At 76.2% G+C, this 22282-nt stretch carries 22 protein-coding genes, 1 tRNA gene and 1 other RNA gene; 9 read left to right on the forward strand and 15 right to left on the reverse strand.

From position 1 onward, the window contains the following. Positions 1–41: 41 nt before the first annotated feature. The 6 genes from Cpa01nite_RS13715 to ffs all read right to left on the reverse strand — a co-directional run bounded on the left by Cpa01nite_RS13715 (position 42) and on the right by ffs (position 7001). A complete protein-coding gene (locus Cpa01nite_RS13715; RefSeq protein ID WP_239068778.1) occupies positions 42–1493 on the reverse strand; it encodes an FAD-binding oxidoreductase in 1452 nt (483 codons plus the stop codon). Next, on the reverse strand, positions 1490–2698 hold the full coding sequence (locus tag Cpa01nite_RS13720; RefSeq protein WP_239068779.1) for an alpha-hydroxy acid oxidase: 1209 nt from the start codon (positions 2696–2698) through the stop codon (positions 1490–1492). The genes Cpa01nite_RS13715 and Cpa01nite_RS13720 overlap by 4 nt, the downstream gene beginning before the upstream one ends. A 117-nt stretch (positions 2699–2815) precedes the next feature. After that, positions 2816–4552: a serine/threonine-protein kinase gene (locus Cpa01nite_RS18905; RefSeq protein ID WP_203669306.1), complete on the reverse strand. Its 1737-nt coding sequence runs from the start codon at positions 4550–4552 to the stop codon at positions 2816–2818. 126 nt (positions 4553–4678) lie between these two features. Beyond that, a complete protein-coding gene (locus Cpa01nite_RS13730; RefSeq protein ID WP_203669307.1) occupies positions 4679–6055 on the reverse strand; it encodes an FtsX-like permease family protein in 1377 nt (458 codons plus the stop codon). Then, positions 6052–6759 (reverse strand): ABC transporter ATP-binding protein, encoded by a 708-nt coding sequence (locus Cpa01nite_RS13735; RefSeq protein ID WP_203669308.1) that lies wholly within the window; start codon positions 6757–6759, stop codon positions 6052–6054. Before Cpa01nite_RS13735 ends, Cpa01nite_RS13730 begins: the two co-directional genes overlap by 4 nt. A gap of 145 nt (positions 6760–6904) precedes the next feature. After that, an RNA gene (gene ffs / locus Cpa01nite_RS13740) (signal recognition particle sRNA small type) lies at positions 6905–7001 on the reverse strand. 209 nt (positions 7002–7210) lie between these two features. Between ffs and Cpa01nite_RS13745 the strand changes: the two genes are divergently transcribed. Beyond that, positions 7211–7576, forward strand: a complete 366-nt coding sequence (locus Cpa01nite_RS13745) for a hypothetical protein (protein ID WP_203669309.1) — start codon at positions 7211–7213, stop codon at positions 7574–7576. Between the two features lie 34 nt (positions 7577–7610). Continuing rightward, the gene (locus Cpa01nite_RS13750; protein WP_203669310.1) at positions 7611–7982 is read left to right on the forward strand and encodes a roadblock/LC7 domain-containing protein; all 372 of its coding nucleotides are present in this window, start codon (positions 7611–7613) and stop codon (positions 7980–7982) included. A 67-nt stretch (positions 7983–8049) separates the two neighbouring features. Here the strand turns inward: Cpa01nite_RS13750 and Cpa01nite_RS13755 are convergent, their stop codons facing one another. Then, positions 8050–8769 carry an AAA family ATPase gene (locus tag Cpa01nite_RS13755; protein WP_203669338.1) on the reverse strand — a complete coding sequence of 240 codons (720 nt, stop codon included), beginning with the start codon at positions 8767–8769 and terminating at the stop codon, positions 8050–8052. A 104-nt stretch (positions 8770–8873) separates the two neighbouring features. Between Cpa01nite_RS13755 and Cpa01nite_RS13760 the strand changes: the two genes are divergently transcribed. After that, positions 8874–8958: transfer RNA gene (locus tag Cpa01nite_RS13760), tRNA-Ser, on the forward strand. 68 nt (positions 8959–9026) lie between these two features. On the opposite strand, the gene Cpa01nite_RS13765 is transcribed toward Cpa01nite_RS13760, so the two are convergent. The 3 genes from Cpa01nite_RS13765 to Cpa01nite_RS13775 all read right to left on the reverse strand — a co-directional run bounded on the left by Cpa01nite_RS13765 (position 9027) and on the right by Cpa01nite_RS13775 (position 11485). Continuing rightward, on the reverse strand, positions 9027–9401 hold the full coding sequence (locus Cpa01nite_RS13765; RefSeq protein ID WP_203669311.1) for a VOC family protein: 375 nt from the start codon (positions 9399–9401) through the stop codon (positions 9027–9029). 122 nt (positions 9402–9523) lie between these two features. Continuing rightward, positions 9524–10225: a glycosyltransferase family 2 protein gene (locus Cpa01nite_RS13770; RefSeq protein ID WP_203669339.1), complete on the reverse strand. Its 702-nt coding sequence runs from the start codon at positions 10223–10225 to the stop codon at positions 9524–9526. Between the two features lie 435 nt (positions 10226–10660). Further along, positions 10661–11485, reverse strand: coding sequence for a DUF5926 family protein (locus Cpa01nite_RS13775; RefSeq protein ID WP_203669312.1), 825 nt, complete (start codon positions 11483–11485; stop codon positions 10661–10663). A 106-nt stretch (positions 11486–11591) separates the two neighbouring features. Here Cpa01nite_RS13775 and pgm point away from each other — a divergent pair, with 106 nt between their 5' ends. Further along, positions 11592–13265 carry a phosphoglucomutase (alpha-D-glucose-1,6-bisphosphate-dependent) gene (gene pgm / locus Cpa01nite_RS13780; RefSeq protein WP_203669313.1) on the forward strand — a complete coding sequence of 558 codons (1674 nt, stop codon included), beginning with the start codon at positions 11592–11594 and terminating at the stop codon, positions 13263–13265. A gap of 91 nt (positions 13266–13356) precedes the next feature. Further along, positions 13357–13521, forward strand: a complete 165-nt coding sequence (locus tag Cpa01nite_RS13785; protein WP_203669314.1) for a hypothetical protein — start codon at positions 13357–13359, stop codon at positions 13519–13521. A 108-nt stretch (positions 13522–13629) separates the two neighbouring features. On the opposite strand, the gene Cpa01nite_RS13790 is transcribed toward Cpa01nite_RS13785, so the two are convergent. Further along, positions 13630–14265, reverse strand: coding sequence for a DUF998 domain-containing protein (locus Cpa01nite_RS13790; protein ID WP_239068780.1), 636 nt, complete (start codon positions 14263–14265; stop codon positions 13630–13632). 84 nt (positions 14266–14349) lie between these two features. Between Cpa01nite_RS13790 and Cpa01nite_RS13795 the strand changes: the two genes are divergently transcribed. Beyond that, the gene (locus tag Cpa01nite_RS13795; protein ID WP_203669315.1) at positions 14350–15030 is read left to right on the forward strand and encodes an HAD family hydrolase; all 681 of its coding nucleotides are present in this window, start codon (positions 14350–14352) and stop codon (positions 15028–15030) included. A gap of 5 nt (positions 15031–15035) precedes the next feature. Here the strand turns inward: Cpa01nite_RS13795 and Cpa01nite_RS13800 are convergent, their stop codons facing one another. Then, on the reverse strand, positions 15036–15329 hold the full coding sequence (locus Cpa01nite_RS13800; RefSeq protein ID WP_203669316.1) for a GNAT family N-acetyltransferase: 294 nt from the start codon (positions 15327–15329) through the stop codon (positions 15036–15038). Positions 15330–15400: 71 nt separating this feature from the next. Between Cpa01nite_RS13800 and Cpa01nite_RS13805 the strand changes: the two genes are divergently transcribed. Further along, positions 15401–16738: an MFS transporter gene (locus Cpa01nite_RS13805; RefSeq protein ID WP_203669317.1), complete on the forward strand. Its 1338-nt coding sequence runs from the start codon at positions 15401–15403 to the stop codon at positions 16736–16738. 173 nt (positions 16739–16911) lie between these two features. Beyond that, positions 16912–18684 carry a pyruvate dehydrogenase gene (locus Cpa01nite_RS13810; RefSeq protein ID WP_203669318.1) on the forward strand — a complete coding sequence of 591 codons (1773 nt, stop codon included), beginning with the start codon at positions 16912–16914 and terminating at the stop codon, positions 18682–18684. Between the two features lie 97 nt (positions 18685–18781). Here Cpa01nite_RS13810 and Cpa01nite_RS13815 read toward each other — a convergent pair whose 3' ends face one another. Together Cpa01nite_RS13815 and Cpa01nite_RS13820 are read right to left on the reverse strand one after the other, a co-directional pair. Beyond that, positions 18782–20164: a GntP family permease gene (locus Cpa01nite_RS13815; protein ID WP_203669319.1), complete on the reverse strand. Its 1383-nt coding sequence runs from the start codon at positions 20162–20164 to the stop codon at positions 18782–18784. Positions 20165–20269: 105 nt separating this feature from the next. Then, complete coding sequence (locus tag Cpa01nite_RS13820) at positions 20270–20869, reverse strand: gluconokinase (protein WP_308439388.1); 600 nt, start codon at positions 20867–20869, stop codon at positions 20270–20272. Between the two features lie 83 nt (positions 20870–20952). Between Cpa01nite_RS13820 and Cpa01nite_RS13825 the strand changes: the two genes are divergently transcribed. Further along, a complete protein-coding gene (locus tag Cpa01nite_RS13825; protein ID WP_203669320.1) occupies positions 20953–21678 on the forward strand; it encodes a FadR/GntR family transcriptional regulator in 726 nt (241 codons plus the stop codon). Positions 21679–21810: 132 nt separating this feature from the next. Here Cpa01nite_RS13825 and Cpa01nite_RS13830 read toward each other — a convergent pair whose 3' ends face one another. Further along, entirely contained in the window at positions 21811–22155 is a 345-nt protein-coding gene (locus tag Cpa01nite_RS13830) for a YtxH domain-containing protein (protein WP_239068781.1), read from the reverse strand. Positions 22156–22282 lie beyond the last annotated feature (127 nt).

A 22282-nucleotide genomic window follows, 5' to 3' on the forward strand; every position in this document is an offset into this window, starting at 1 on the left:
GCGAGGCCGGCGGTCGGCGGGCCAGGCCGGCGGCGGGCCGGCTAGAGCTTCTTGCCCGGGTTGAGGATGCCCCGCGGGTCCAGGACCGCCTTGATGCCGCGCTGGATCGCGAGCACCCGCTCGCCGAGCTCGCCCGCGAGGGCCCCGCGCTTCTCGGTGCCGATGCCGTGCTCCCCCGTGACCGTGCCGCCGAGCTCGACCGCCAGCCCGAGGATCCGCGTGTGCGCCTCCGCCGCCGCGGCGACCTGCGCGGGGTCCGCCGGGTCGAACGCGATCACCGGGTGCAGGTTGCCGTCGCCGACGTGCCCGCCGGTGCCGATCGGCAGCCCGACCTGCGCCGAGATGTCACCGAGCCGCTCCAGCAGCTCGGGCAGGCGGGTGCGCGGCACGGCCACGTCCTCGTTGATGCTGCCGCCGCGCACCGCGCGCATCGCCGGGTTGAACGCCCGCCGGGCGCGCAGCAGCGCGTGCAGCCGCTCCTCGTCGTGGGCGACGTCGACCGTGAGCGCGCCGTGCTCGCGCGTGATCCGCTCGTAGGCCGCGACGTCCTCGGGCCCGAAGAGCGCCTCGTCGGTGATCGCGAGCAGCATCGCCTCCGCGCCCGCCGGCAGGCCTGCCTCCGGGTCGTACGCCACCAGCGACGCGAGGACTGCGCCGTCCAGCAGCTCGAGCGTCGACGGCCGGTGCGGGCTCGCGACGATCGCGTTGGCCGCCTCGAGCGCGTCGGCCACCGTCGGGAACGTCGCGCACACGCCGCGGTCCGGGCCGGGAGCCGGCAGCAGGCCGAGCGTCGCCTCGGTGACGACCGCGAGCGTGCCCTCCGACCCGACGACCAGCGAGGTCAGGTCGAGCCCGGCCACGGCCTTCACGGTCTCCGGGGACGTCCGGACGACCTCGCCGTCCGCCAGCACCACCTCGAGCGAGCGCACGAAGTCGCGGGTCACCCCGTACTTCACGCAGCGCATCCCGCCCGCGTTGGTCGCGATGTTCCCGCCGATCGTGCTCTGCGCGTACGACGCCGGGTCCGGCGGGTAGAACAGCCCGCGGGCGGCGACCGCGTCCGCCAGGTCCTTCGTGACGACGCCCGGCTGGACGACGGCGACCTGGTCGACCGGGTCGATCCGGCGGATCCCGGTCATCCGGGCGGTCGACAGCAGGATCGCCCCGGGCACCGCGTTGGCGCCGCCGGCCAGCCCGCTCAGCGCGCCCTGCGGGACGACCGGGACGCCGTGGGCGTGCGCGGCGCGCAGCACGGCGGACACCTCGGCGGTGCTCGACGGCTGCGCCAGCGCCACGGGGTCCCCGGTCGGCGGGGTCGCGGAGCCGTCCTTCGCCCGGCCGCGCAGGGCGTCGGCGTCGGTGACCAGCGCGTCGGCCGGCAGGGCGGCGCGGAGGTCGGCGAGCACGGCCGCGAGCGCCGCGGCGTCCGGCGCGGCGGCGGGGACGGCGGGGTCGACGGGGCCCGGCTCGACGGGCGTGCGGGTCGCGGTCACGGCAGCCTCACGTGCTCGGGGGTGAGCTCGGCCAGCGACCGCACGCCGAGCAGGCGCAGGGTCCGGGCGATCTCGGTGGTCAGGATCTCGCCGACGCGGTCGACGCCGCGCTCGCCGCCGGCCATCAGGCCGTACAGGTAGGCGCGGCCGAGCATGACCGCCCGCGCGCCGTGCGCCACCGCCGCCACGACGTCGGCGCCGTTCGAGAAGCCGGTGTCGACGTAGACCTCGGCCCGGTCGCCGACCGCCTGCACCGTGTCCGGGACAAGGGTCAGCGGCACGGGCGCCCGGTCCAGCTGCCGCCCGCCGTGGTTGGACAGCACGACCGCGTCCGCCCCGGCGCCCACGACCCGCTCGGCGTCGGCGACCGTCTGCACGCCCTTGACGACGAGCGGCCCGTCCCAGTGCTCGCGCACCCACGCCAGGTCGGCCAGCTCGACCGTCGGGTCGAACATGTGCGCCGCGAGCTCCTCGATGGTGCCCTGCCAGGAGTCCAGCGTCGCGAACCGCAGCGGCTCGGTGGTGAGGAAGTTGAGCCACCAGGACGGGTGCAGCGCGCCGTCGACCACGGTCTTCACCGACAGGGCCGGCGGGATGCTGAACCCGTTCCGGTTGTCCCGCAGCCGCGCGCCGCCGACCGGCACGTCGACCGTGATGACGAGCGCCTCGTAGCCGGCGGCCTTCGCGCGGGCCATGAGCTCGGTCGACGCGCCGCGGTCCTTCCACACGTACAGCCCGAACCAGTTGCGCCCGTCCGGCGCCGCCGCGGCCAGGTCCTCGATCGAGGTCGTGCCCATCGTCGACAGGGTGTACGGGACGCCGGTGCGGGCCGCGGACCGGGCGACGGCCCGCTCGCCCTCGTGCTGCATCATCCGCGTGAAACCGGTCGGGGCGTACAGGAACGGGGCCGCCGCCGTGCGGCCGAGCACCGTCGTCGACAGGTCGACCTCGCCGACGTCGCGCAGCACCGACGGCCGGAACTCGACGTCCCGCAGCACCCGGCGCGCGCGGCGCAGCGACACCTCGGCCTCGGCCGCGCCGTCGACGTAGTCGAACACCGACCGCGGGGTGCGCGCCCGGGCGATGGTGCGCAGGTCCCGGACCGTGTACGCGCGCGACAGCCGGCGCGCCACCGGGTCCAGCTCGAGCGGACGCATCCGCAGCAGGGGCCTCAGCTCGGACCAGGTCTGCAGCCGTCGCCGCACGTGTCGTCTCCTCGCGCCGGTGGGCCCGGCGGCTCCGGGCCCCGCCCGGGCACGGTAGCCCCGGGCGCGCGGGGTGGGCCGCGGCGTCTCAGCGGGTGGGGCGCGGGGTCGAACCGGTCAGCCGCCGGCGGCCGCGGCGCGCCCGCGCGCGTTCTCGTGGGCGCGCTCGTTCGCGTTCGCGGCCGGTCCGGGGGCGCCGGCTCCGGTGGGGGCGGCGCCGTCCGTGGCCGGGGCCGGGTCGGTGGTCGGAGGCTCCTCAGGTGCAGGTGCGCCCGCGACCGGCGGCGTCGGCGCGGGGCCGGCGTCCTCCGCTGCCGGGGTCGTGCCGCCCGAGACGACGACCGCCACCGTACCGGCCCCGGGGTCGGTGGCGACGGCGTCCGCGCCGGGGTCGGCGAGGTCCGTCGCACCCGCGCCGGGGTCCGCGGGGTCCGCGACCACCGGGGCCACCGCCGCCGGGTCGTCCGCCGCCGCGTCGTCCGCCACCGCGTCGGTCCCGGTGTCCGCCGCAGGGCGCGCCACCTCGTCGGGGCCCGTCGACGCGACCTCCTCGGTCGTCGCGACCGGCGCCGAGCCGCCCCGCGGCGCGTCGGGGGCCAGCGCACTCATGCTCGCGGCGACCGCGGCGACACCGAGCAGCGCCGACCCGGCCACCACGCCGAGGCCGCGCCGCCGGCGCGCCGGGACGCCCGCCTCCGGATCCGGCGCCGGCTCCGCCCGCAACCCGAGCAGCCGCGGGTCCACCCCGAGCGTGGGCGCGTCGAGGTCGTCCAGCGCCGCCGCCATCGGCCCCTCGGCCATCGGCCCCTCCGGCAGCGGCCCGCTCGGGTGCTCCTCGAGCGCCGGGAGCGACACCGTCCCCAGCGGCACGGCCGCGACGCCCGGGACCGCCGCGGCGGGCGACCCGATGTCGCCCGCCACCGGCCCGGTGCCCAGCGCCCCGGGCCGCAGCAGCGCGCGCAGCTCCTCGGCGGCGGCCGTCGCGGTCAGGCGGTCCAGCGGGTCGAGCGCCGTCATCGAGCCGATGAGCTCCGCCCAGCGCGGCCCGAACCGCTCGGGCAGCGGCACCGGCCGGTGCAGCCGCGCCACGGCGGACGTCAGCGCGTCGCCGGGGAAGGCGCGCTCCGCGGTCAGGCACTCGACCAGCACGAGGCCGAGGGCGTACACGTCGGACGCCGCCGTCAGCCGGCCGCCGGTCGCCTGCTCCGGGCTGAGGTAGGACGGCGTGCCGAGCAGGTCCTGGGTGGCGGTCGCCGTCTCGTCGGCGCGCACCCGGGCGATGCCGAAGTCGGTCAGCTTGGTCCAGGACGCCGTGGCCCCCGCGCGGTCGGCGGGCGGCAGCAGGATGTTCCCGGGCTTCACGTCGCGGTGCACGACGCCCTCGTCGTGGATGTACGCGAGCGCCTCGGCGACGTGCACGCCGACGAGCGCGGCGTCCTCGACGGACATCGGACCCTCCGCGAGCCGCGCCGACAGCGACGGGCCGCGCACCAGCTCCATCACGAGGTAGTCCTGCGGCACGCCGCCGGGCAGCTCGGTGGTGCCGGCGTCGAGCATCACGACGAGGCCCGGGTGGCTGAGCCGCGCCAGCAGCAGCATCTCCGCCCGGTGCCGCTCGTCGGCGTCCTGCCCGTCCGCGGAGGGGTGGAACACCTTGACGGCGACGTCCCGGTCCAGGACGCGGTCGCGCGCCACGTGCACCTCGGCCATCCCGCCGCGGCCGATGCGCTCGCCGAGCTCGTACCGGCCGCCGAGCACCAGGCCCGCCGGGAGCGCCTGCTCCCGGGGCCGCGGCGCGGGCGCGGGGACGCCGCCGGGTGCAGGCGCGGTCGCCTGCTCGAGCTCCTCACCCACCTGCGAACCTCCCCGACGCGGAGTACCAGCATCACCGGGGACGCTCGCACGCGCGCGTCGAGACGGGTGAGATCACCCGTCCGGGGCGACCCGGGCCGCACCGCCCGCGGACCGCCTCGGGGGCGCTCAGTCGGGCCTGACCTGCGTCTCCGCCAGCACCGAGCGCAGCAGGGGCCGGCTCGTCTCGGTCGCGGCGAGCACGAGCAGGCACCCGGCTGTGAGGCACCCCACGAGCAGCAGGAGCCCGCTCGGGTCCGTGAGCCCGGCGATCCCGAACACCGGGGACATCATCACGACCGCCGTGGCGGCCGAGCCGACGGCGACGAGCAGCATCGGGACGAGCACCTCGCGGCGGCGCACGGAGTCGAGCAGCGCGACCGGCGTGCCGGCCAGCACCTGCAGCGCGTACTCCCGCCGGCGGTCCAGGACGGTGGCGGCCTGCGTGATGCCGGCCGCCGCCGCGGCCACCAGGAACGTGATGCCGAGGGTGAGCAGCGCGCCGCGCATCAGGTCGCCGGTGAACGTCGCCGTCTCCGCGACCTCCGCCGCGGACGCCCCCTCGCCCGCCGACGCCGAGGCGAGCAGCGGCACCACCGCGAGCGCCCCGGCGACGAACCCGGCCAGGCCGAGACCGCCGACGACCCGCCAGGTCGCCCGGGGGTCGTCGACCAGCCGGCGCGCGGCGAGCAGCTGCGCCGGCGTGCGGGCCCGGCGGACCCGCAGCCGCCCGACCAGCCCGAGCGCCCACGGCCCGATCAGGTTGAGCGCGCCGAACCCGAGCGCCAGCGACCCGATCGCGAACGCGACCGCGAAGGCGCCGAGCTGCCCGAGGACGAGCAGCACGACCATGAACAGGCCCATCGCCACCAGCGCGACCACCGCACGGACCGCGCGCATGGCGGGCGGCGTCTGCCGGCGCGCGACCCCGAGCGGCGACACGACGACGCGGCGCAGCGACACGACGCCGCTCACGACCGCGAGCACCGGCACGGCCACGCACGCCGCGGCCAGGACGGGCCAGCCGACCCACAGCTCCCCCGCGGAGAACGTCGACCCCTGGAACGGCACCCGTGTCCAGACCGGCAGCAGCGCCACGTACCCGGCGACGCCCGCGACCGCGCCGACGAGCCCCTGCCAGGCCGTCCCGACGACCGTGAGCGCCACCACCTCGCGCGGCGTGACGCCCAGCAGCCGCAGCGTCGCCAGCCGGGCGTCCCGGCGCGCGACGCCGAGCCGGGCGGCGGACCCGCCCAGCGTGAGCAGCGGGACCACGAGCAGCACCACGGCGGTCCACGCGAGGACCACGTACGAGTCGCCGTACTCGCGCTGGAAGGCGCCCGCCGGGTCGGCGGCCCGGGCCGAGAACCCCAGCAGGCCGCCGACCACCGACAGCGTCAGGGCGGTCATCACCGCGAAGGCGGCGACGGCGAGGGCGGTCGTCAGCCGGCCGTCGCGCCCGCCGGCCCGGCGCAGCCGGGGCGCGAGCGCCAGCACCGCGCTCACCGGGCGACCTCGGGGGCGCGCCGCTCGTCCGCGACCACCCGGCCGTCGCGCACCTCGACCCGGCGCCCGCACCAGGCCGCGACGCCCGCGTCGTGCGTGACGACGACCAGGGACGCGCCGGCCAGCCGGGTCGTCTCCGTCAGCACCCGCATCACGTCCTGGCCCGTGGCCTGGTCCAGCGCACCCGTCGGCTCGTCGGCGAACACGACCTCGGGTCCGGTGATCAGGGCCCGCGCCACCGCCACCCGCTGCGCCTGGCCGCCGGACAGCTCGCCGGGCCGCCGGCCCTCCATCCCCGCGAGGCCGAGCGAGGCCAGCCACCGGCCCGCGAGCTCGGTGGCCTCCCGGCGCGGCGTCCCGAGCAGCATCGGCGCCAGCGCCACGTTCTCGATGGCCGGCAGCTCCGCGAGCAGCTGCCCGAACTGGAACACGAACCCGTACTGCCGGCGCCGCACGAGCGACCGCTCGCGCTCGTCCAGGTCGTGCAGTCCACGGCCGGACAGCGCCACGGTGCCGGCGTCCGGCACCAGGATGCCGGCGAGGCAGTGCAGCAGCGTCGACTTCCCCGACCCGGACGGGCCCATGACGGCGACCGACTCGCCGGCCGCGACGTCCAGGTCGACGCCGGCCAGCGCGGTCGTCGCCCCGAACTGCTTGACGAGGCCGCGGGCGGACAGCCGGGGCCCGGAGGTGGTGTGGCTCATGCCGCCAGCGTCGCCCCGGCCGCGGGCCGGGCGCGTCGGCCCGGGGTGGGGTCGTCGAGGGGGCCGGGGTGCGACCGGGGTCGGAGCGCGGGCGGCGGGTCCGCCCGGGGGTGGACGACCTGCGGCCGACGCACGTGACCGGGCATGCGAGGACCCCCCGCACACCCGCCAGAGCTCACCTGCCCTTGCTGCCTTCCGGCCCTGGGGGGGTTCAGCGAGATGACGCCGCACGAGGGGTCTGCCCCCAGCCTAACGCAGGCGGCGGGGGTGTCCCGACGCGGGAGGCACGGGACGACGCCGGCACCGACCGCCCGGTCGCCGATCACCCGGTTCCCGGGTTCAGCACCCCGGCTGACCTGTCGATACGGGTACGTGCGGCGAGTGGTCCCATGACCACGTCGCGCCCCCGACCCTCCGGCGGCACCCGTCCGCCCCTGCGAAAGGCACCCGCGTGGCCACCGTCGACTCGACCCTCACCGCCGCCATGACGATCGAGGGCGCGACCGCCGTCGCCCTCGTCGACTTCGACTCCGGGATGCTCCTCGGCTCCGCCGGCGGCGGGATCGACCTGGACCTCGCCGCGGCCGGCAACACCGACGTGGTGCGCGCCAAGTTCCGCACCCTGGCGTCGCTCGGCCTGTCCGACGGCATCGAGGACATCCTCATCACGCTGACCAGCCAGCTGCACCTGATCCGCCTGCTGCAGAGCGACCACGGCCAGGGCCTGTTCCTGTACCTGGTGCTCGACCGCAGCCGGGCTAACCTCGCCATGGCCCGCCGTCAGCTGCTCAACCTCGAGCGCGACCTCGCCATCTGACGACCCACCCGCACGCCCAGGAGGACCCCGCGGCATGATCATCCGCCAGAACGGCCTGCAGGTCGCCGCCACCCTGCGGCACGCCGTCGAGGGGATCCGTCGCGTCATCCTCGTGCAGCGCGACGGCACGCCGTTCAGCGACGACGGGCCGGAGCACGACCGCGACCGCCTGGGCGCCCTCGTGGTCGCGTCGGTCGAGATGGCGCACCACACGGCCGCCGGGGCGTCGCTGACCGGCCTCGCCACCTGCACGATCCGCACCGACGACGGCGCCGTGGTCGCCGTGCCCGTCGGGGACCGGTTCGCGCTGGCCGTGATCGTGGAGCCGACCGTCAACCTCGTGCTGCTGCAGCGGGTGCTCCAGCCCCAGGTCGACCACCTCCTGGCGCTCGACGGCGGCGCCTGACGCCCCGCCCGCCCGGCCCGCGGCCGCTCGGACCCCTCGGGGCCGCGCGGCCGCGTCGCGCCCGGTATCAGTCCGCGAGCCGCCGCAGATACCGCTCCGGGGCCTCGAGGAACCCGCGCCAGGACACGACGAGCTCGGAGTCCTCCCACGCGGTCTCGCGCAGCCCGTGGTCGCCCACCTCGACGACGGTGGCGCCGGGCAGCGCGGCGAGCAGGGGCGAGTGCGTCGACAGCACCACCTGCCCTCCACCGGCGACCACGCCGCGCAGGTGCGCGAGCAGCGCCAGGCAGCCGGTGAACGACAGCGCGGACTCGGGCTCGTCGAGCACGTACAGGCCGCGACCGCGCATCCGGGACTGCACGACCTCGAGGAACGACTCCCCGTGCGACATCTCGTGGAACGCCGCCTCCGGCCCGCGCGCCGGGTTCTCCTCGAGGTACGTGTAGTAGCCGTGCATCGTCTCGGCCCGCAGGAAGAACCCGCGCCGCGACCCGCCGGCACCGCGCTCCAGCAGCAGGTGCCGCCACAGCGCCGACTCCGACGCGCGCGTCCGCGCCCGGGCCCCGGTCGACCCGCCCTCGGCGCCCATCCCGAACGCCATGGCGAGCCCCTCGACCAACGTCGACTTCCCCGCGCCGTTGTCCCCGACCAGCACCGTCGCCGGTCCGAGCTCCCAGCCGTCCCGGAGCACCTGCGCCACCGCGGGGACGCGGGCGAACCAGGCGCCGGGCGGGACGGGCTCGCGGTCGTCGGCGCGGACGCGGCGGACGGGGAGGGCGGGTCCCAGGGGCACGGAGGACAGCCCACCACACGGCACCGACGGGCGTGGCCAGGGGGCGCCGCGGCCCGGTTACCGAGCACCCCTCGGCCTCGGGTACCCTCTTACGGCCGGGAGGATTCGCCTAGTGGCCTATGGCGCACGCTTGGAAAGCGTGTTGGGTTAACGCCCTCGGGGGTTCGAATCCCCCATCCTCCGCAGGTCGAAGGGCCCGCCACCGCGTCAGCGCAGGTGGCGGGCCCTTCGTCATGCCGCGCGCAGGTGGGTCACTCCGCCCCCTCGCCGTCCTCCGTGCCCTCGTACAGCCCGATCTCGTTGCCCTCGGTGTCGACGAACGCCGCCCACCAGCTGGTCGGGCTGATCTCGGTCTTGGGCCGCACCTCGCGCCCGCCGAGCTCGGTCACCCTCCGCAGGGTCTCGTCGATGGAGTCGACCTCGACGTAGGACCGCGGCCGGTCGAAGGTGTCGTCGCGCGGGGCGAGGCCGCCACCGCTGATCTGGTTCGGGGCCCGCCACATCGGGTAGCCCTCGTAGCCGGGGTACTCCTCGATCGTCCAGCCGAACAGCCCGCCGTAGAAGCCCTTCGCGCGCTCCATGTCGTCGACCGGGATGTCGATGTGCGTGATGTCGCCGTGTGCCATGTCCGCTCCCCTGAGACCGGCGACCCCGCGCCGGTGCGGGGTCGGCTGCGGCCAGGCTACGACCACCCGCTGACACGCCCGCCCCGCCGAGGTCGGCACGTGGCGGCGAGCGGCAGGGCCGGTCAGCCCTTCTTGCGCGGCGCCGCCCCGATCGAGCGGAGCCGGCGCGCGGCCACCGCGAACTGCACGTCGCGGTACTGCGCCGCCCGGTGCATCTGGCCGCGCAGGTCGCTGCCCGACGGCCGGTGCCGCAGCTCGCACGGCACCTCGACGGCGACGAACCCCTTGCGGAGCAGGTCGATCGTCATGCCGGTCTCGACGCCCCAGCCGCGGGCGAGCGGCGTGGCGGCCTCGAACGCCTCGCGGGTGAGGCAGCGCATGCCGGACAGCGGCTGGGTCGGCGTCCAGCCGGTGAGCGACTGGATCGCGCGGCGCGCCGCGCCGACGACGATGCCGCGGCCGCCCGCGCCGGGCTGCGGCGGCAGCAGCGCGATCGACACGTCCGCGGTGCCCTCGAGCACCGGCGGGACGAGCGGCGCGGTGTTCACGGCGGTGTCGCCGAGGTCGCCGTCGATGAACAGCAGCAGGCGCGGCGGGCGGTCCGGGGCGTCGCGCATGGCGACGACGGCGGCGCCGGTCTCCATCGCGGCCGCCTTGCCGCGGTTGTGCGAGTGCCGCACGACGACGGCGCCGGCCTCGCGCGCGACGTGCTGGGTGTTGTCCTCGGAGCCGTCGTCGACGACCAGGACCAGGTCGACGTGCGGGATCGCCCGCGCGGACCGGACGGTGGCGGCGATCCGCCGGGACTCGTCCTTGGCGGGGATGACGACGGCGACGCGCTGCCGCGACCGGCCGGCGCGGGCGGAGGTCGCCGGGGCGTCGAGCGGCGCGGGCTGCTGCGGCTGGTGCCGCCGGGGCTTGCGCGGCGCGGCCTGCGGGGCGGGCGCCGGGTCGGCCGGCGCGGGGTCCGCCGGGGCGGTGTCCTCCGCCCGGGCAGGGCGGTCGGCGACCGATCGCTCCTCGGTCCTGTCCTCCGCCTCGCCCGTCACGCGGGTCAGCCTATCGATCCGGCTGGTCCGCGCGCGCCGTCCGCCCCCGGACACGCGGACGCTGCACACGACGGTCACACGCGCACCGCGACGCCGTCACCAGCGCCTCCGCCTGCGCGCCGGCCGAGGACGGCCCCGGACGACGCAGGCCGCCCCGTGCCGGACCGGGTGGGGTCCCGCGGGGCGGCCTGCGGACGGGGTGCGGCGGCGTCAGCGCAGCGTGACCTGCCGGGCCACGATGCCGGCGCGGGCGCGGCGGGCGTTCGCGTCGAGCGGCTCGGTGTCGGCGAGGGCGGCGGCGAACGTCGGCGCGAACGCGGCGACGGCGCCCTCGACGTCCTCGGCCTCGGAACCGCGCGCCAGCTCCCACACGGGGACGACCAGGCCGTTGGACCGGAAGTAGCCGATGAACTTCGCGCCGTCGAAGCCGGACTCGCGACGTCCGTGCAGCCGGGCGAGGCCGTCGATGACCTGCTGCTCGTCGTGCGGCTGCGCCCAGCGCAGGTACTCCCGGGCGCCCATGCGGACCCAGTACGCGGCGTCGACCGCCGCGAGCTTCTTCGTGTCGACGACGCCCGCGTCGGCCTCCTCGACGGCGGCCTTGAGCTCCGGGGTCATCTCGGTGTCCGGGGTGATCCAGTAGGAGAAGCTCTCCTCGACCGTGACCTCGAACGGGACGGTCGTGTCGAGCACGTCCTGCAGGCGCGGGCCGGGGCCGGCCAGGCCGAGGTTCTGCACCGCGGTGCCGGGCTCGGAGTCGAGCGCCTCGAGCAGCGCGGCGGCGAGGTCGCGGCTGGCGTCGCCGGAGCCGCCGACCACCTGCAGGGCGAGCAGCACGACGCCGTCGGCGCGGTGCAGCGCCGCCCAGCCGTCGGGGAGCACGGTGGTCACCGTGACGTCGCGGGCGCCGTGCTCGGCGTTCGTGCGGGCGGTCGCGGTGGCGGCGGGCACGAGCTCGCGCAGGGCGACCCAGTCGGGCTCGCCGGGGAGGCCCTCGAAGGGGCGCAGCACGAAGTCGACGGAGGAAGTGGCCATGCGCCCCAGGCTACCGGCCGCCGTCGGGGCCGTGCGTCCCCGTGACGTCCTGCACAGCCCGCCGGTCCACCGCCCGCGCGGCGGCGGTCGGTGGCAGGATCGGGCCATGGACCCGCGCGCCGGAACCCCTGCCCAGCCGTCCGACCTGGTCGACGTCGACGCGATGCTCGCCGCCTACTACGACCGCCGCCCCGACCTGGAGGACCCCGCGCAGCGCGTGGTGTTCGGCACCAGCGGCCACCGCGGCTCCAGCCTCGACGGCGCCTTCAACGAGGCGCACATCGTCGCGATCACCGCCGCGATCGTGGAGTACCGCCGGAACCAGGGCACCGACGGGCCCCTGTTCATCGGGCGGGACACCCACGGCCTGTCCGAGCCCGCGTGGCGGACCGCGCTCGAGGTGCTGGCCGCCGCCGGCGTCGAGGTGCGCGTGGACGCCCGCGACTCCTGGACCCCGACCCCCGCCGTGTCGCACGCGATCCTGCTGCACAACGGCGCGGCGACCTCCGAGGGCGTGCGCGCCTCCGGCCCCGGCCTCGCCGACGGCATCGTCGTCACCCCCTCGCACAACCCGCCCCGCGACGGCGGCTTCAAGTACAACCCGCCGCACGGCGGCCCCGCCGGGTCCGACGCCACGTCGTGGATCGCCGACCGCGCCAACGAGCTGCTGGCGGGCGGCGTCGACCGGGTGCCGCGCGTGGGGGTGGACGCCGCACTGGCCGCGGACACCACCCGCAAGCACGACTTCCTCGGCGCGTACGTCGACGACCTGTCGCACGTGCTCGACCTGGACGCGATCCGGTCGGCCGGCGTGCGGATCGGCGCCGACCCGCTCGGCGGCGCCTCCGTCGAGTACTGGGGCGCCATCGCCGAGCGCTACGGGCTCGACCTCACCGTCGTGAACCCGAAGGTCGACCCGCGCTGGTCGTTCATGACGCTCGACTGGGACGGCAAGATCCGGATGGACTGCTCGTCCCCGTCGGCGATGGCGTCGCTGGTGAACGCGATGCAGGGCGACTCGCCGTTCGACATCGCGACCGGCAACGACGCGGACTCGGACCGGCACGGCATCGTCACGCCGGACGCCGGCCTGATGAACCCGAACCACTACCTCGCGGTGGCGATCGGCTACCTGTACGCGGGCGCCCGACCGGGCTGGCCGGCCGACGCCGCGATCGGCAAGACCCTGGTGTCGTCCTCGCTGATCGACCGGGTCGCGGGCAGCCTCGGCCGCCGCCTGCTGGAGGTGCCGGTCGGGTTCAAGTGGTTCGTCCCCGGCCTGCTCGACGGCTCGGTCGGCTTCGGCGGCGAGGAGTCCGCGGGCGCGTCGTTCCTCCGCAAGGACGGCACCGTCTGGACCACCGACAAGGACGGGATCATCCTGGCGCTGCTCGCCTCGGAGATCCTCGCGACGACCGGCAGGACGCCGTCCCAGCACCACGCGGACCTGGTCGCCGGGTTCGGCGAGTCCTGGTACGCCCGGGTCGACGCGCCCGCGACGCTCGAGCAGAAGGCCACGCTCGGGAAGCTGTCGCCGGAGCAGGTCACCGCGACCACGCTCGCCGGTGAGGAGATCACCGCGAAGCTGACGTCCGCGCCGGGCAACGACGCGGCGATCGGCGGCCTCAAGGTCACGACGGAGAACGCCTGGTTCGCGGCCCGCCCGTCCGGCACCGAGAACGTGTACAAGATCTACGCCGAGTCGTTCGTCAGCCCGGAGCACCTGGCGCAGGTGCAGGAGGCGGCGAAGGACGTGGTCTCGGACGCCCTCGGCGCCTGACCTCGACGACGGCCCGCCCACGCCTCGCCGCGCGGGCGGGCCGTCGCGCGCCTAGCGTGGAACGCCCAGCCGCACAGCGAAGGAGCACGCGATGAGCGAGGACGTCACGCCGTTCCCCGAGGACTCCCCCGACGCCCTGACCGAGCCCGACGTGGACGAGGTCCGCGACGACGAGGTGTCCGACGAGGAGGTGGCCCGGTCGATGCCGGATGCCAGCCCGTCCGACCAGGACCCCGGTTCCTACCTCAACCCCTGATACCGCCCGTCGCGCCGGGCCTCGTGACGACCCGGCGCGGCGGAGCGACGACCTGGACCCCGTGAGGTCGTCACATCCGCGCGAGGTCGTCACATCCGCGCGAGGTCGTCACTCCTGAGTGACGACCTCGGCCCGTTCTGACGACCTCGCCGCGACGACCCGGAGCGCGAGCACCAGCGCCAGCGGCGCCAGCGACTCCGCGCCGGCCACGGCGCGCTCGGCGAGGCCCTCGACCGGCCCGCCCGCCGCGGCCACGAACCAGGCCAGCAGGCCGAGCAGCACCAGCGAGGCGGGCACCGCGAGCGCCGGGCGCAGCGGAGCCGGCCCCGAGCGGCGCGCGGACGCCGCGGGCCAGAGCGCCAGTGCCCCGAACGCCACCGCGGCCGCCACGCCGTGCGCGCCGGGCACCCGGTCGAGCGGCAGCAGCCCCACCGCGGCGGTCGCGACGCCGCCGAGCGCCAGCACCAGCCGGCCCGCCCGCGGCACGCCCCGCAGACCCGCCGCCGTCACCACGTGCGCCGCGCCGGTGGCCAGGAGCGCCGCGGTCATCACGCCGGGGTGCGGGACGTCGGCGGTCGCGAGCTCGCTGATCGTGCGGCGCATCGGGTCGAAGCCGGGGGCGAGCGCCTCCGCCAGCAGCCAGCCGCCGATCATCGTCACCGGCGCGACGACGGCCGAGCCGGTCGCCCACGCGGGCGGCGCGGTCGGGTCGTCGGGGCGCGGGCGGTCGGGGCTGCGGGGCACCGCCGCACGCTAACCGGCACCCACGCCGTCCGCCCGTCCGCGTCCCCGGTCGCGGGCCCGGTCACCAGCCGCTAGACCGGAGGCATGACCGCCCCCGACGCCCCGACCGCCGTCCTGCTCGACATCGACGGGACGCTCGTCGACTCGAACTTCCTGCACGTGCACGCCTGGGTCCGGGCGTTCGACGAGGCCGGCCACCCGGTCGACGCCTGGCGGGTGCACCGGCGGATCGGCATGGGCTCGGGCCGGCTGCTCGCCGAGCTGCTGGGCGACGACGCCGACCGGCTCGGCGACGAGGTGAAGGAGGCCCACACCGCGCGCTACGGCGAGCTGGCCGGCCTGCTCCGCCCGTTCGACGGCGCGCGGGACCTGGTGCGGGCGCTGGCCGACCGCGGCGCGCGGGTCGTGCTGTCGACGTCCGCGGCGCCGGAGGAGGTCGAGACGCTGCGCGCGGTGCTGGACGTCGACGACCTGGTGCAGATCACCGGCGCGGCGGACGTCGACGAGGCCAAGCCGGAGCCCGACCTGGTGCACGCGGCGCTCGAGCTCGCCGGGGTGCCCGCGGACCGGGCCGTGTTCGTCGGCGACTCGGTGTGGGACGTCGAGGCCGCGGCCCGGGCGGGCGTCACCTGCGTCGGCGTGCTCTCCGGCGGGACGTCCGAGGCGGAGCTCCGGGACGCCGGGGCGGCCGTCGTGGTCGAGGACGCGGCGGCGCTGCTCCGGGATCTCGACGACATCCCGGTGGGCGCCCTGCTCCGGGGCTGACCCCCTCAGCGGGTCGGGTCGGCCACCAGGTCGGCGTACTCCGGGTGGTCCGCCACGAACGCGCGGACGAAGGGGCAGCGCGGCTCGATGCGGTCGCCCGCCGCGCGCACGGCGTCGAGCGCCTCGCGCACGAGGGTCGAGCCGATGCCGTGGCCCTCCTGCCGCGGGTCGACCTCGGTGTGCGTGAACACCACCACCCCGTCCCGCCGCTGGTACTCCGCGACCCCGAGGACGGTGCCGTCGTCGTCGGCGATCTCGAACCGCTGCTCGTCGGCCCGGTCGGACACGTGCGTCGTCATGCCCCCGAGTATCCGGTCCACCGACCGATATGTGCGAGCGCGGTGTCGGCGGCGGGTGCCAGACTGGCGGCGTGCTGGGGCCCTACCGCGACGTCCTGTCCCGTCCCGGGGCGCTGGCGTTCTCCTCCGCCGGCGTGATCGCCCGGCTCCCGATGTCCATGGTCGGCATCGGGATCGTGCTGATGATCGAGGCGCTGTACGACTCGTACGGCCTCGCGGGCAGCGTCTCCGCCGCCTACGTCCTCGCCCAGGCGGTGTGCTCGCCGCAGCTCTCGCGCCTGGTGGACCTGCACGGGCAGGCGCGCGTGATGCGGCCCGCCGTGACCGTCTCCGCGTCGGCGCTGGTGGCGCTGATCGCGTGCGCCCTGGCGGGCGCCCCGGTGTGGTCGCTGTACGCCACGGCGGTCCTGGTCGGCGCCACCGTCGGGTCCTTCGGCGCCCTGGTCCGCGCCCGCTGGTCGCACGTCGTCGCCGACCCGCGTGCGCTGCACACGGCCTACTCGCTCGAGTCGGCCCTCGACGAGCTGGTGTTCGTCGTCGGCCCGATCCTCGCCACGACGCTCGCCACGGCGGTGGCGCCGGCGGCCGGCCTCGTGGTGCCGGTCGTCGGCATGCTGCTCGGCGGGTTCTGGTTCCTCGCGCAGCGCCGGACCCAGCCCCCGCCGCACCCGCGCGAGGAGCTGACGGCGCCCGACGGGACGCCCGTGCGCCGCCGCTCGGTCATGCGGTCCTGGGGGATGGTCGTGCTGGCCGTCGTGTTCGTCGCGATGGGCGCGATCTTCGGCGCCACCGACGTGAGCACGGTCGCGTTCGCCGAGGAGGCCGGGCGGGCCGGCCTGGCGGGCGTGATCCTCGCGGTGTTCGCGTGCGGGTCCCTCATCTCCGGCCTGCTGTACGGCGCCAGGCACTGGGCGTCGCCGCTGTGGCGCCGGTTCGCGATCGGCATGGTGGCGCTGGCGCTGGGCGCCTCCCTGTTCGTGCTCGTCGACTCGATGGCGATGCTCGCGGTCGTCATGTTCGTCGCCGGGTTCGCGATCGCACCGACCCTCATCAACGGCAACGCGCTGGTGCAGGAGCTGGTGCCGCGGGAGCGGCTCACCGAGGGGCTGACCTGGGTCGGCACCTCGCTCGGCGTCGGCGTCTCCATCGGCTCGTGGGTCGCGGGCCTGCTGATCGACCGGCAGGGCTCGCACGGCGGGTACCTCGTCGTGGTGGCCGCGGCGGTGCTCGCGGTCGTCGCGGTCCTGTGCTCGTTGCGGACCCTGCGCGCCGGGACGGCGGCGGCCGTCCCGGCGCCGGGCACGGACGCGGCCGCCGCGACCACGCGGCTCGGGGACGCGGACGCCGAGGCGGACGGCCTGGCCGCCGCCGAGGACGGCGCCGCGCCGCGGGGGGACGCGCGGCGCTGACCTCCCGCGCCCCGGGAGCCGGTGGCCCTCGCCACCTCGCCCCGAGGTGCCGACGCGCCGCGTCCGCGACAGGGTGGAGGGCGTCCGTGACCGACGAGACGCCGTCCCCGCTGGCGGTTCGCGAAGTCATGGGATGAATATGGCTCCCACACGACTACGACAGGAGCGAGCCCGTGGCACGCAGCAGCACGGTGGCCGACCAGCTCGTCGCCCAGGTGGTGGCGGCGGGTGCGACCCACATCTACGGCATCGTCGGGGACAGCCTGAACCCGGTGGTGGACGCCGTCCGGCGAGCGGCGGCGGCCGGCGAGAACATCCAGTGGGTCCACGTCCGGCACGAGGAGGCGGCGGCGTTCGCCGCGGCGGCCGAGGCCGAGATCACGGGCCGGCTCGCCGTGTGCGCGGGATCCTGCGGCCCGGGCAACCTGCACCTGATCAACGGCCTGTACGACGCGAACCGCAGTCGCGTGCCGGTGCTCGCGATCGCGTCGCACATCCCGAGCGCGCAGATCGGCACGCAGTACTTCCAGGAGACGCACCCGGACCGGCTGTTCGTCGAGTGCTCGGTGTACTCGGAGATGATCTCGTCCGCCGCGCAGGCGCCGCGGGTCATCCGCAGCGCCATCCACCACGCCTACGGCGCCCCCGGGGTCGCGGTCCTCACGCTGCCCGGCGACGTCGCCGACCTCGAGGCCCCGGCACCGGGACCCGACACCCTGGTCCGGCCGCGCGCGCCGCGCGTGGTCCCGGCGGAGGCCGACGTCGCCGCCCTGGCCGCCGCGATCGACGACGCCAAGAAGGTCACGATCCTGGCGGGGGCGGGTGTCCGCGGCGCGCGCGACGACGTCCTCGCGCTCGCGGAGCGGATCTCGGCGCCCGTGGGGCACAGCCTGCGCGGCAAGGAGCACATCCAGTACGACAACCCGTTCGACGTCGGGATGACGGGCCTGCTCGGCTACGGCGCGCTCCAGGCCGCGCTGGACGAGGCCGACCTGCTGATCCTGCTCGGCACCGACTTCCCGTACGACCAGTTCCTGCCGGCCGACGTCCGCACGGCGCAGGTCGACGTCGAGCCCACCCGGCTCGGCCGCCGCACCCGCAACGACGTGGCCGTCGTCGGCGACGTCGGCGAGACCGTGCGCGCGCTGCTGCCGCTGGTGGAGCGCAAGAAGTCCCGCCGGTTCCTCGACCAGATGCTCAAGAAGCACGAGAAGGCGATGGGCGGGATCGTCGGCGCGTACACCAAGGACGTCGAGCACCACCTCCCCATCCACCCGGAGTACGCGGCCGTCCTGCTGGACGAGGAGGCGGCCGACGACGCCGTGTTCACCGTGGACACCGGCATGGGCAACGTGTGGTCGGCGCGCTACCTCACCCCGAACGGCCGCCGCCGGGTCATCGGCTCCTTCCTGCACGGGTCGATGGCCAACGCGGTCCCGCACGCGATCGGCGCGGCGCTGGCGGCCCGGGACTCCGGGGCCGAGCAGAAGCACGTCGTGGCGATCGCCGGCGACGGCGGCCTGTCCATGCTGCTCGGGGAGCTCATCACGCTCGTGCAGTACGACCTGCCGGTGAAGATCATCCTGTTCGACAACGCGTCGCTCGGCATGGTGCGCCTGGAGATGCTGGTCGACGGCCTGCCGAGCCACGGCACGGACTCGCCGCCGATCGACTACGCCGCGGTCGGCGCCGCCCTGGGCATCCCGTCGGTGCGGGTCGAGGACCCGACCCAGATCCGGTCGGCGCTGCGGCAGGCGTTCGCGCACGACGGCCCCGCGCTGGTCGACCTGGTGACCGACCCGCGCGCGCTGTCGATCCCGCCCAAGATCACGCGCCAGCAGGTCGGCGGGTTCACCGCGGCGATGAGCAAGGAGATCCTCGGCGGCGGCATGGGCGAGGTCATGGCGATGGCCCGCTCGAACCTCCGCAACGTCCCGCGCCCCTGACGCCGGGAACGCCGAGACCCACTGATCCGGTCGAGGCCCCCACCCGCGGGCGTGGGGGTCGGCCGGATCAGTGGGTCTCGGCGACGGCCGACGGCCGCTAGACGATCACGAAGATCAGCGCCGCGATCGCGAAGCCCATCACGCCGATCATCGTCTCCATGACGGTCCAGGTCTTGAACGTCGTCTTCACGTCCATGTCGAAGAACCGGCCGACCAGCCAGAAGCCGGAGTCGTTGACGTGGCTCAGCACCACCGAGCCGGCCGCCACGGCGACGACCATCGTGGCGAGCTCGATCGGGCTGTAGCCGCCCGCCGCGACCGCCGGGGCGATCAGGCCCGCGGCCGTGGTCAGCGCGACCGTGGCCGAGCCCTGCGCGACGCGCAGGATCGCGGCGATGAGGAAGCCGGCCACGATCACCGGGATGCCGAGGTCGCCGAGCACGTCGGCGAGCGCGTCGCCGATGCCCGAGGCGCGGAGCACGCCGCCGAACATGCCGCCGGCGCCGGTGATGAGGATGACGGACGACACCGGGCCGAGGGCGGAGTCGAGGATCTTCTCCACCATCGAGCCGGAGGTGCCGCGCCGGCGGCCGAGCACGTACGTCGCCACCAGGACGGTGACGAGCAGCGCGACCGGGGTCTGGCCGAGCGCCCGGACCGCCTGCACCCACGGCGCGTCGCCGTCGACGGTGCCGGCAGCGCGCAGCGCGTCGAGCCCGGTGTTGGCGAAGATGAGGACGAGCGGCAGCAGCAGCAGCGCGACCACGGTGCCGAAGGCGGGCGGGTTCGCCTTGGCCTCCTCGTCGGCCTCGCCCAGGATCGCCGGGATCGGCAGGTTGATGCGGCGGCCGGTGAACAGACCGAACAGGTACGCGGTGACGAACCAGGTCGGGATCGCGACGACGAAGCCGATCGCCAGGACCGTCGCGATGTTGGCGCCGAGCAGCTCGGTGGCCGCCACCGGGCCGGGGTGCGGGGGCACGTAGATGTGCATGACCGAGAACGCACCGGCGACCGGCAGCCCGTAGAGCAGCAGCGACCCGCCCAGGCGGCGCGCGACGGCGAACACGATGGGGAGCATGACGACGAGGCCCGCGTCGAAGAAGATCGGGAACCCGAAGATGAGCGACGCGATGCCGAGCGCGAACGGTGCCCGGTTCTCGCCGAACTTCCTGATCAGGAAGTCCGCGAGCACCTGCGCCCCGCCGCTGGTCTCGACCAGCCGCCCGAGCATCGCGCCGAGCGCCACGAGCAGCGCCACGCTGGCGAGCGTCGACCCGAAGCCGGACAGCATCACCGGGACCACGGACCCGATCGGGATGCCGGTGGCCACGGCGGTGAGCAGGCTGATGAGGACGAGCGCGACGAACGCGTGCATCTTCAGCCAGATGATCAGGACGAGCAGGAGGGCGATGGCGCCCGCCGCGATGGCGAGCAGGGGGCCCGCGGTGAGGGTCTGGACCCAGTCCTCAGGTGTCATGGTGTCTCCGTCGACGGTGTGGCGGTGGGGTGCTGCGAGGGGTGGTGCGAACGGTGCGGCCCGGGTCGGTGCCCGGGGTGGTGCGGGAGCTCGCGCGCGGGGCGGTCAGCGCCCGAGCTGCGCCAGGATGTCGTCCACGACGGCGGCCGGCCGCGCGGTGATGTCCACGCTGAACCCGTCCTCGTCGTCCTCGAGGTGCTCGAGGGTCGCGAGCTGCGAGGTGAGCATCTCGGGCTTCATGAAGTGGCCGGCGCGGCCCTGGATGCGGCCGGAGAGCAGCTCGTGCGTCCCGGTCAGGTGCACGAACCGCACGGGGCCCGCCTCGCGGATCCGGTCGCGGTACGCGCGGCGCAGCGCGCTGCACGGCACCACGGCGCTCTCGCCGGCCGCGGCGCGCTCGGCGAGCCAGTCCCGGATCCGGCCGAGCCACGGCCAGCGGTCCTCGTCGGTCAGCGGGGTGCCGGCGGACATCTTCGCGACGCTCTCCTCGGAGTGGAAGTCGTCGCCCTCGGCGAACGCCGCGTCGAGCTTCCCGGCGAGCAGCGCCGCGACGGTGGTCTTGCCGGAGCCGGCGACGCCCATCACGACGATGAGCTCGGGCCCGGGCCGGCGGCCGTGCCGGGCGGTCTCCCGCGTCGGGAGCGCCTCGTCGGCGTGGTCGCCGGTGGCGGGTGCGGCGTCCTCGGGCATGACGTCGATGTCCATGCGCAGAGCATCGCCCACTGGTATCACCTTTGTCCACCCCGGGGCGTGCGCGCAGGTCGGAGCCCGGCCCGTACCCTGGGACCGTGCCAGCCGCCGTCCTCCACAGCACCGTGCTCGACGTGATCGGCCGACGCGTCACGGGCGGCGAGCTGCCCGCCGGCACGGTGCTCACGCTGCAGGCGCTCGGCGCCGAGTTCGACGTCTCGCGCACCGTCGCGCGCGAGGTCATGCGGATGCTGGAGGGCCTGGGGCTCGTGCGCTCGAGCCGCCGCGTCGGCCTGGTCGTGCTCGGCCCGGAGCACTGGAACGTGCTCGACCCGCGCGTCATCGCGTGGCGGCTGCAGGGCCCGGGCCGCGTCGCCCAGCTGCGGTCGCTGACGGAGCTCCGGCACGCCGTCGAGCCGCTCGCCGCGGCCGGCGCTGCCCGGCACGCCTCCCCCGAGGTGCGGGCCGAGATCCTCGACCTCGCGCGGCGGATGCGGGCGCTCGGCGAGGCCGGGGAGGCGCAGGAGGACGAGTTCCTCGCGCTCGACATCCGGATGCACCAGCTGCTGCTCCGGTCGAGCGGAAACGAGCTGTTCGGCGCCCTCGCCGACGTGGTCGCGGCCGTGCTGTCGGGCCGGACGTCGGTCGGGCTCATGCCGGCCTCCCCGGTCCCGTCGGCGCTCGACGGCCACGAGGCGGTCGCGCGCGCGGTGGCCCTCGGCGACGCCGGCGCCGCGCAGCGCGCGATGGCCGGCATCGTCGGCGAGGTGCAGAGCGCGCTGCCGGACGAACCCCCGGCCGGCCGCGCCGACGCGGCGTCCTGACCGGCGGTCGTCACCACCGCGGCACCGGCGGGCGCCTGGGCGGCGGGTCGGGTGCGACCGTGCGGTCGCCCGGGTGGGCCGGCGGCTGACGCCGGGCCTGCCCCGGGCGGACCCGCACGGGCACCTCGGGCCTCAGGCCCCGGGCGGCGTGGCGGGGGTCGTCGGCGTCGTGCCGGCCGGCGGGGTGGTGATCGGCGCGACCGGCGTGGTCGGCGCGTTCGTCGCATCCGCGTCGTCGGACGAGCGGGAGACGGCGCTCTTCACCGCGTCGACCGCCTTGTCCTTGAGCGCGGCGCCCTGGTCCTTCGCGAACCCGGCGGCCTTCGACTCCAGGTCGTCGACCGTCGACTGCACCCGCGGGTCGTGCCACGCGTCCGACGCCCAGCCCTTGATCTTCTCGAACTGCGCGCGGCCCGCGCGGGTCCCGAGCACGTAGCCCACGCCCGCGCCGAGCACGAATGCCAGCTTGCCCTTCATGCCTGACCTCCCGAATCTCCTGGTGGTCCGATCGAGCGTAGGCGCGCGCGTCGCCGCCCGCCCGGCGAGCGCCCGGCCCGCGGGCCCGGCCCGCCGGCCGGGCCCGCCGCAGGTCACCGGCCCGTTC

Source organism: Cellulomonas pakistanensis (assembly GCF_016862755.1).
Lineage (GTDB): Bacteria > Actinomycetota > Actinomycetes > Actinomycetales > Cellulomonadaceae > Cellulomonas > Cellulomonas pakistanensis.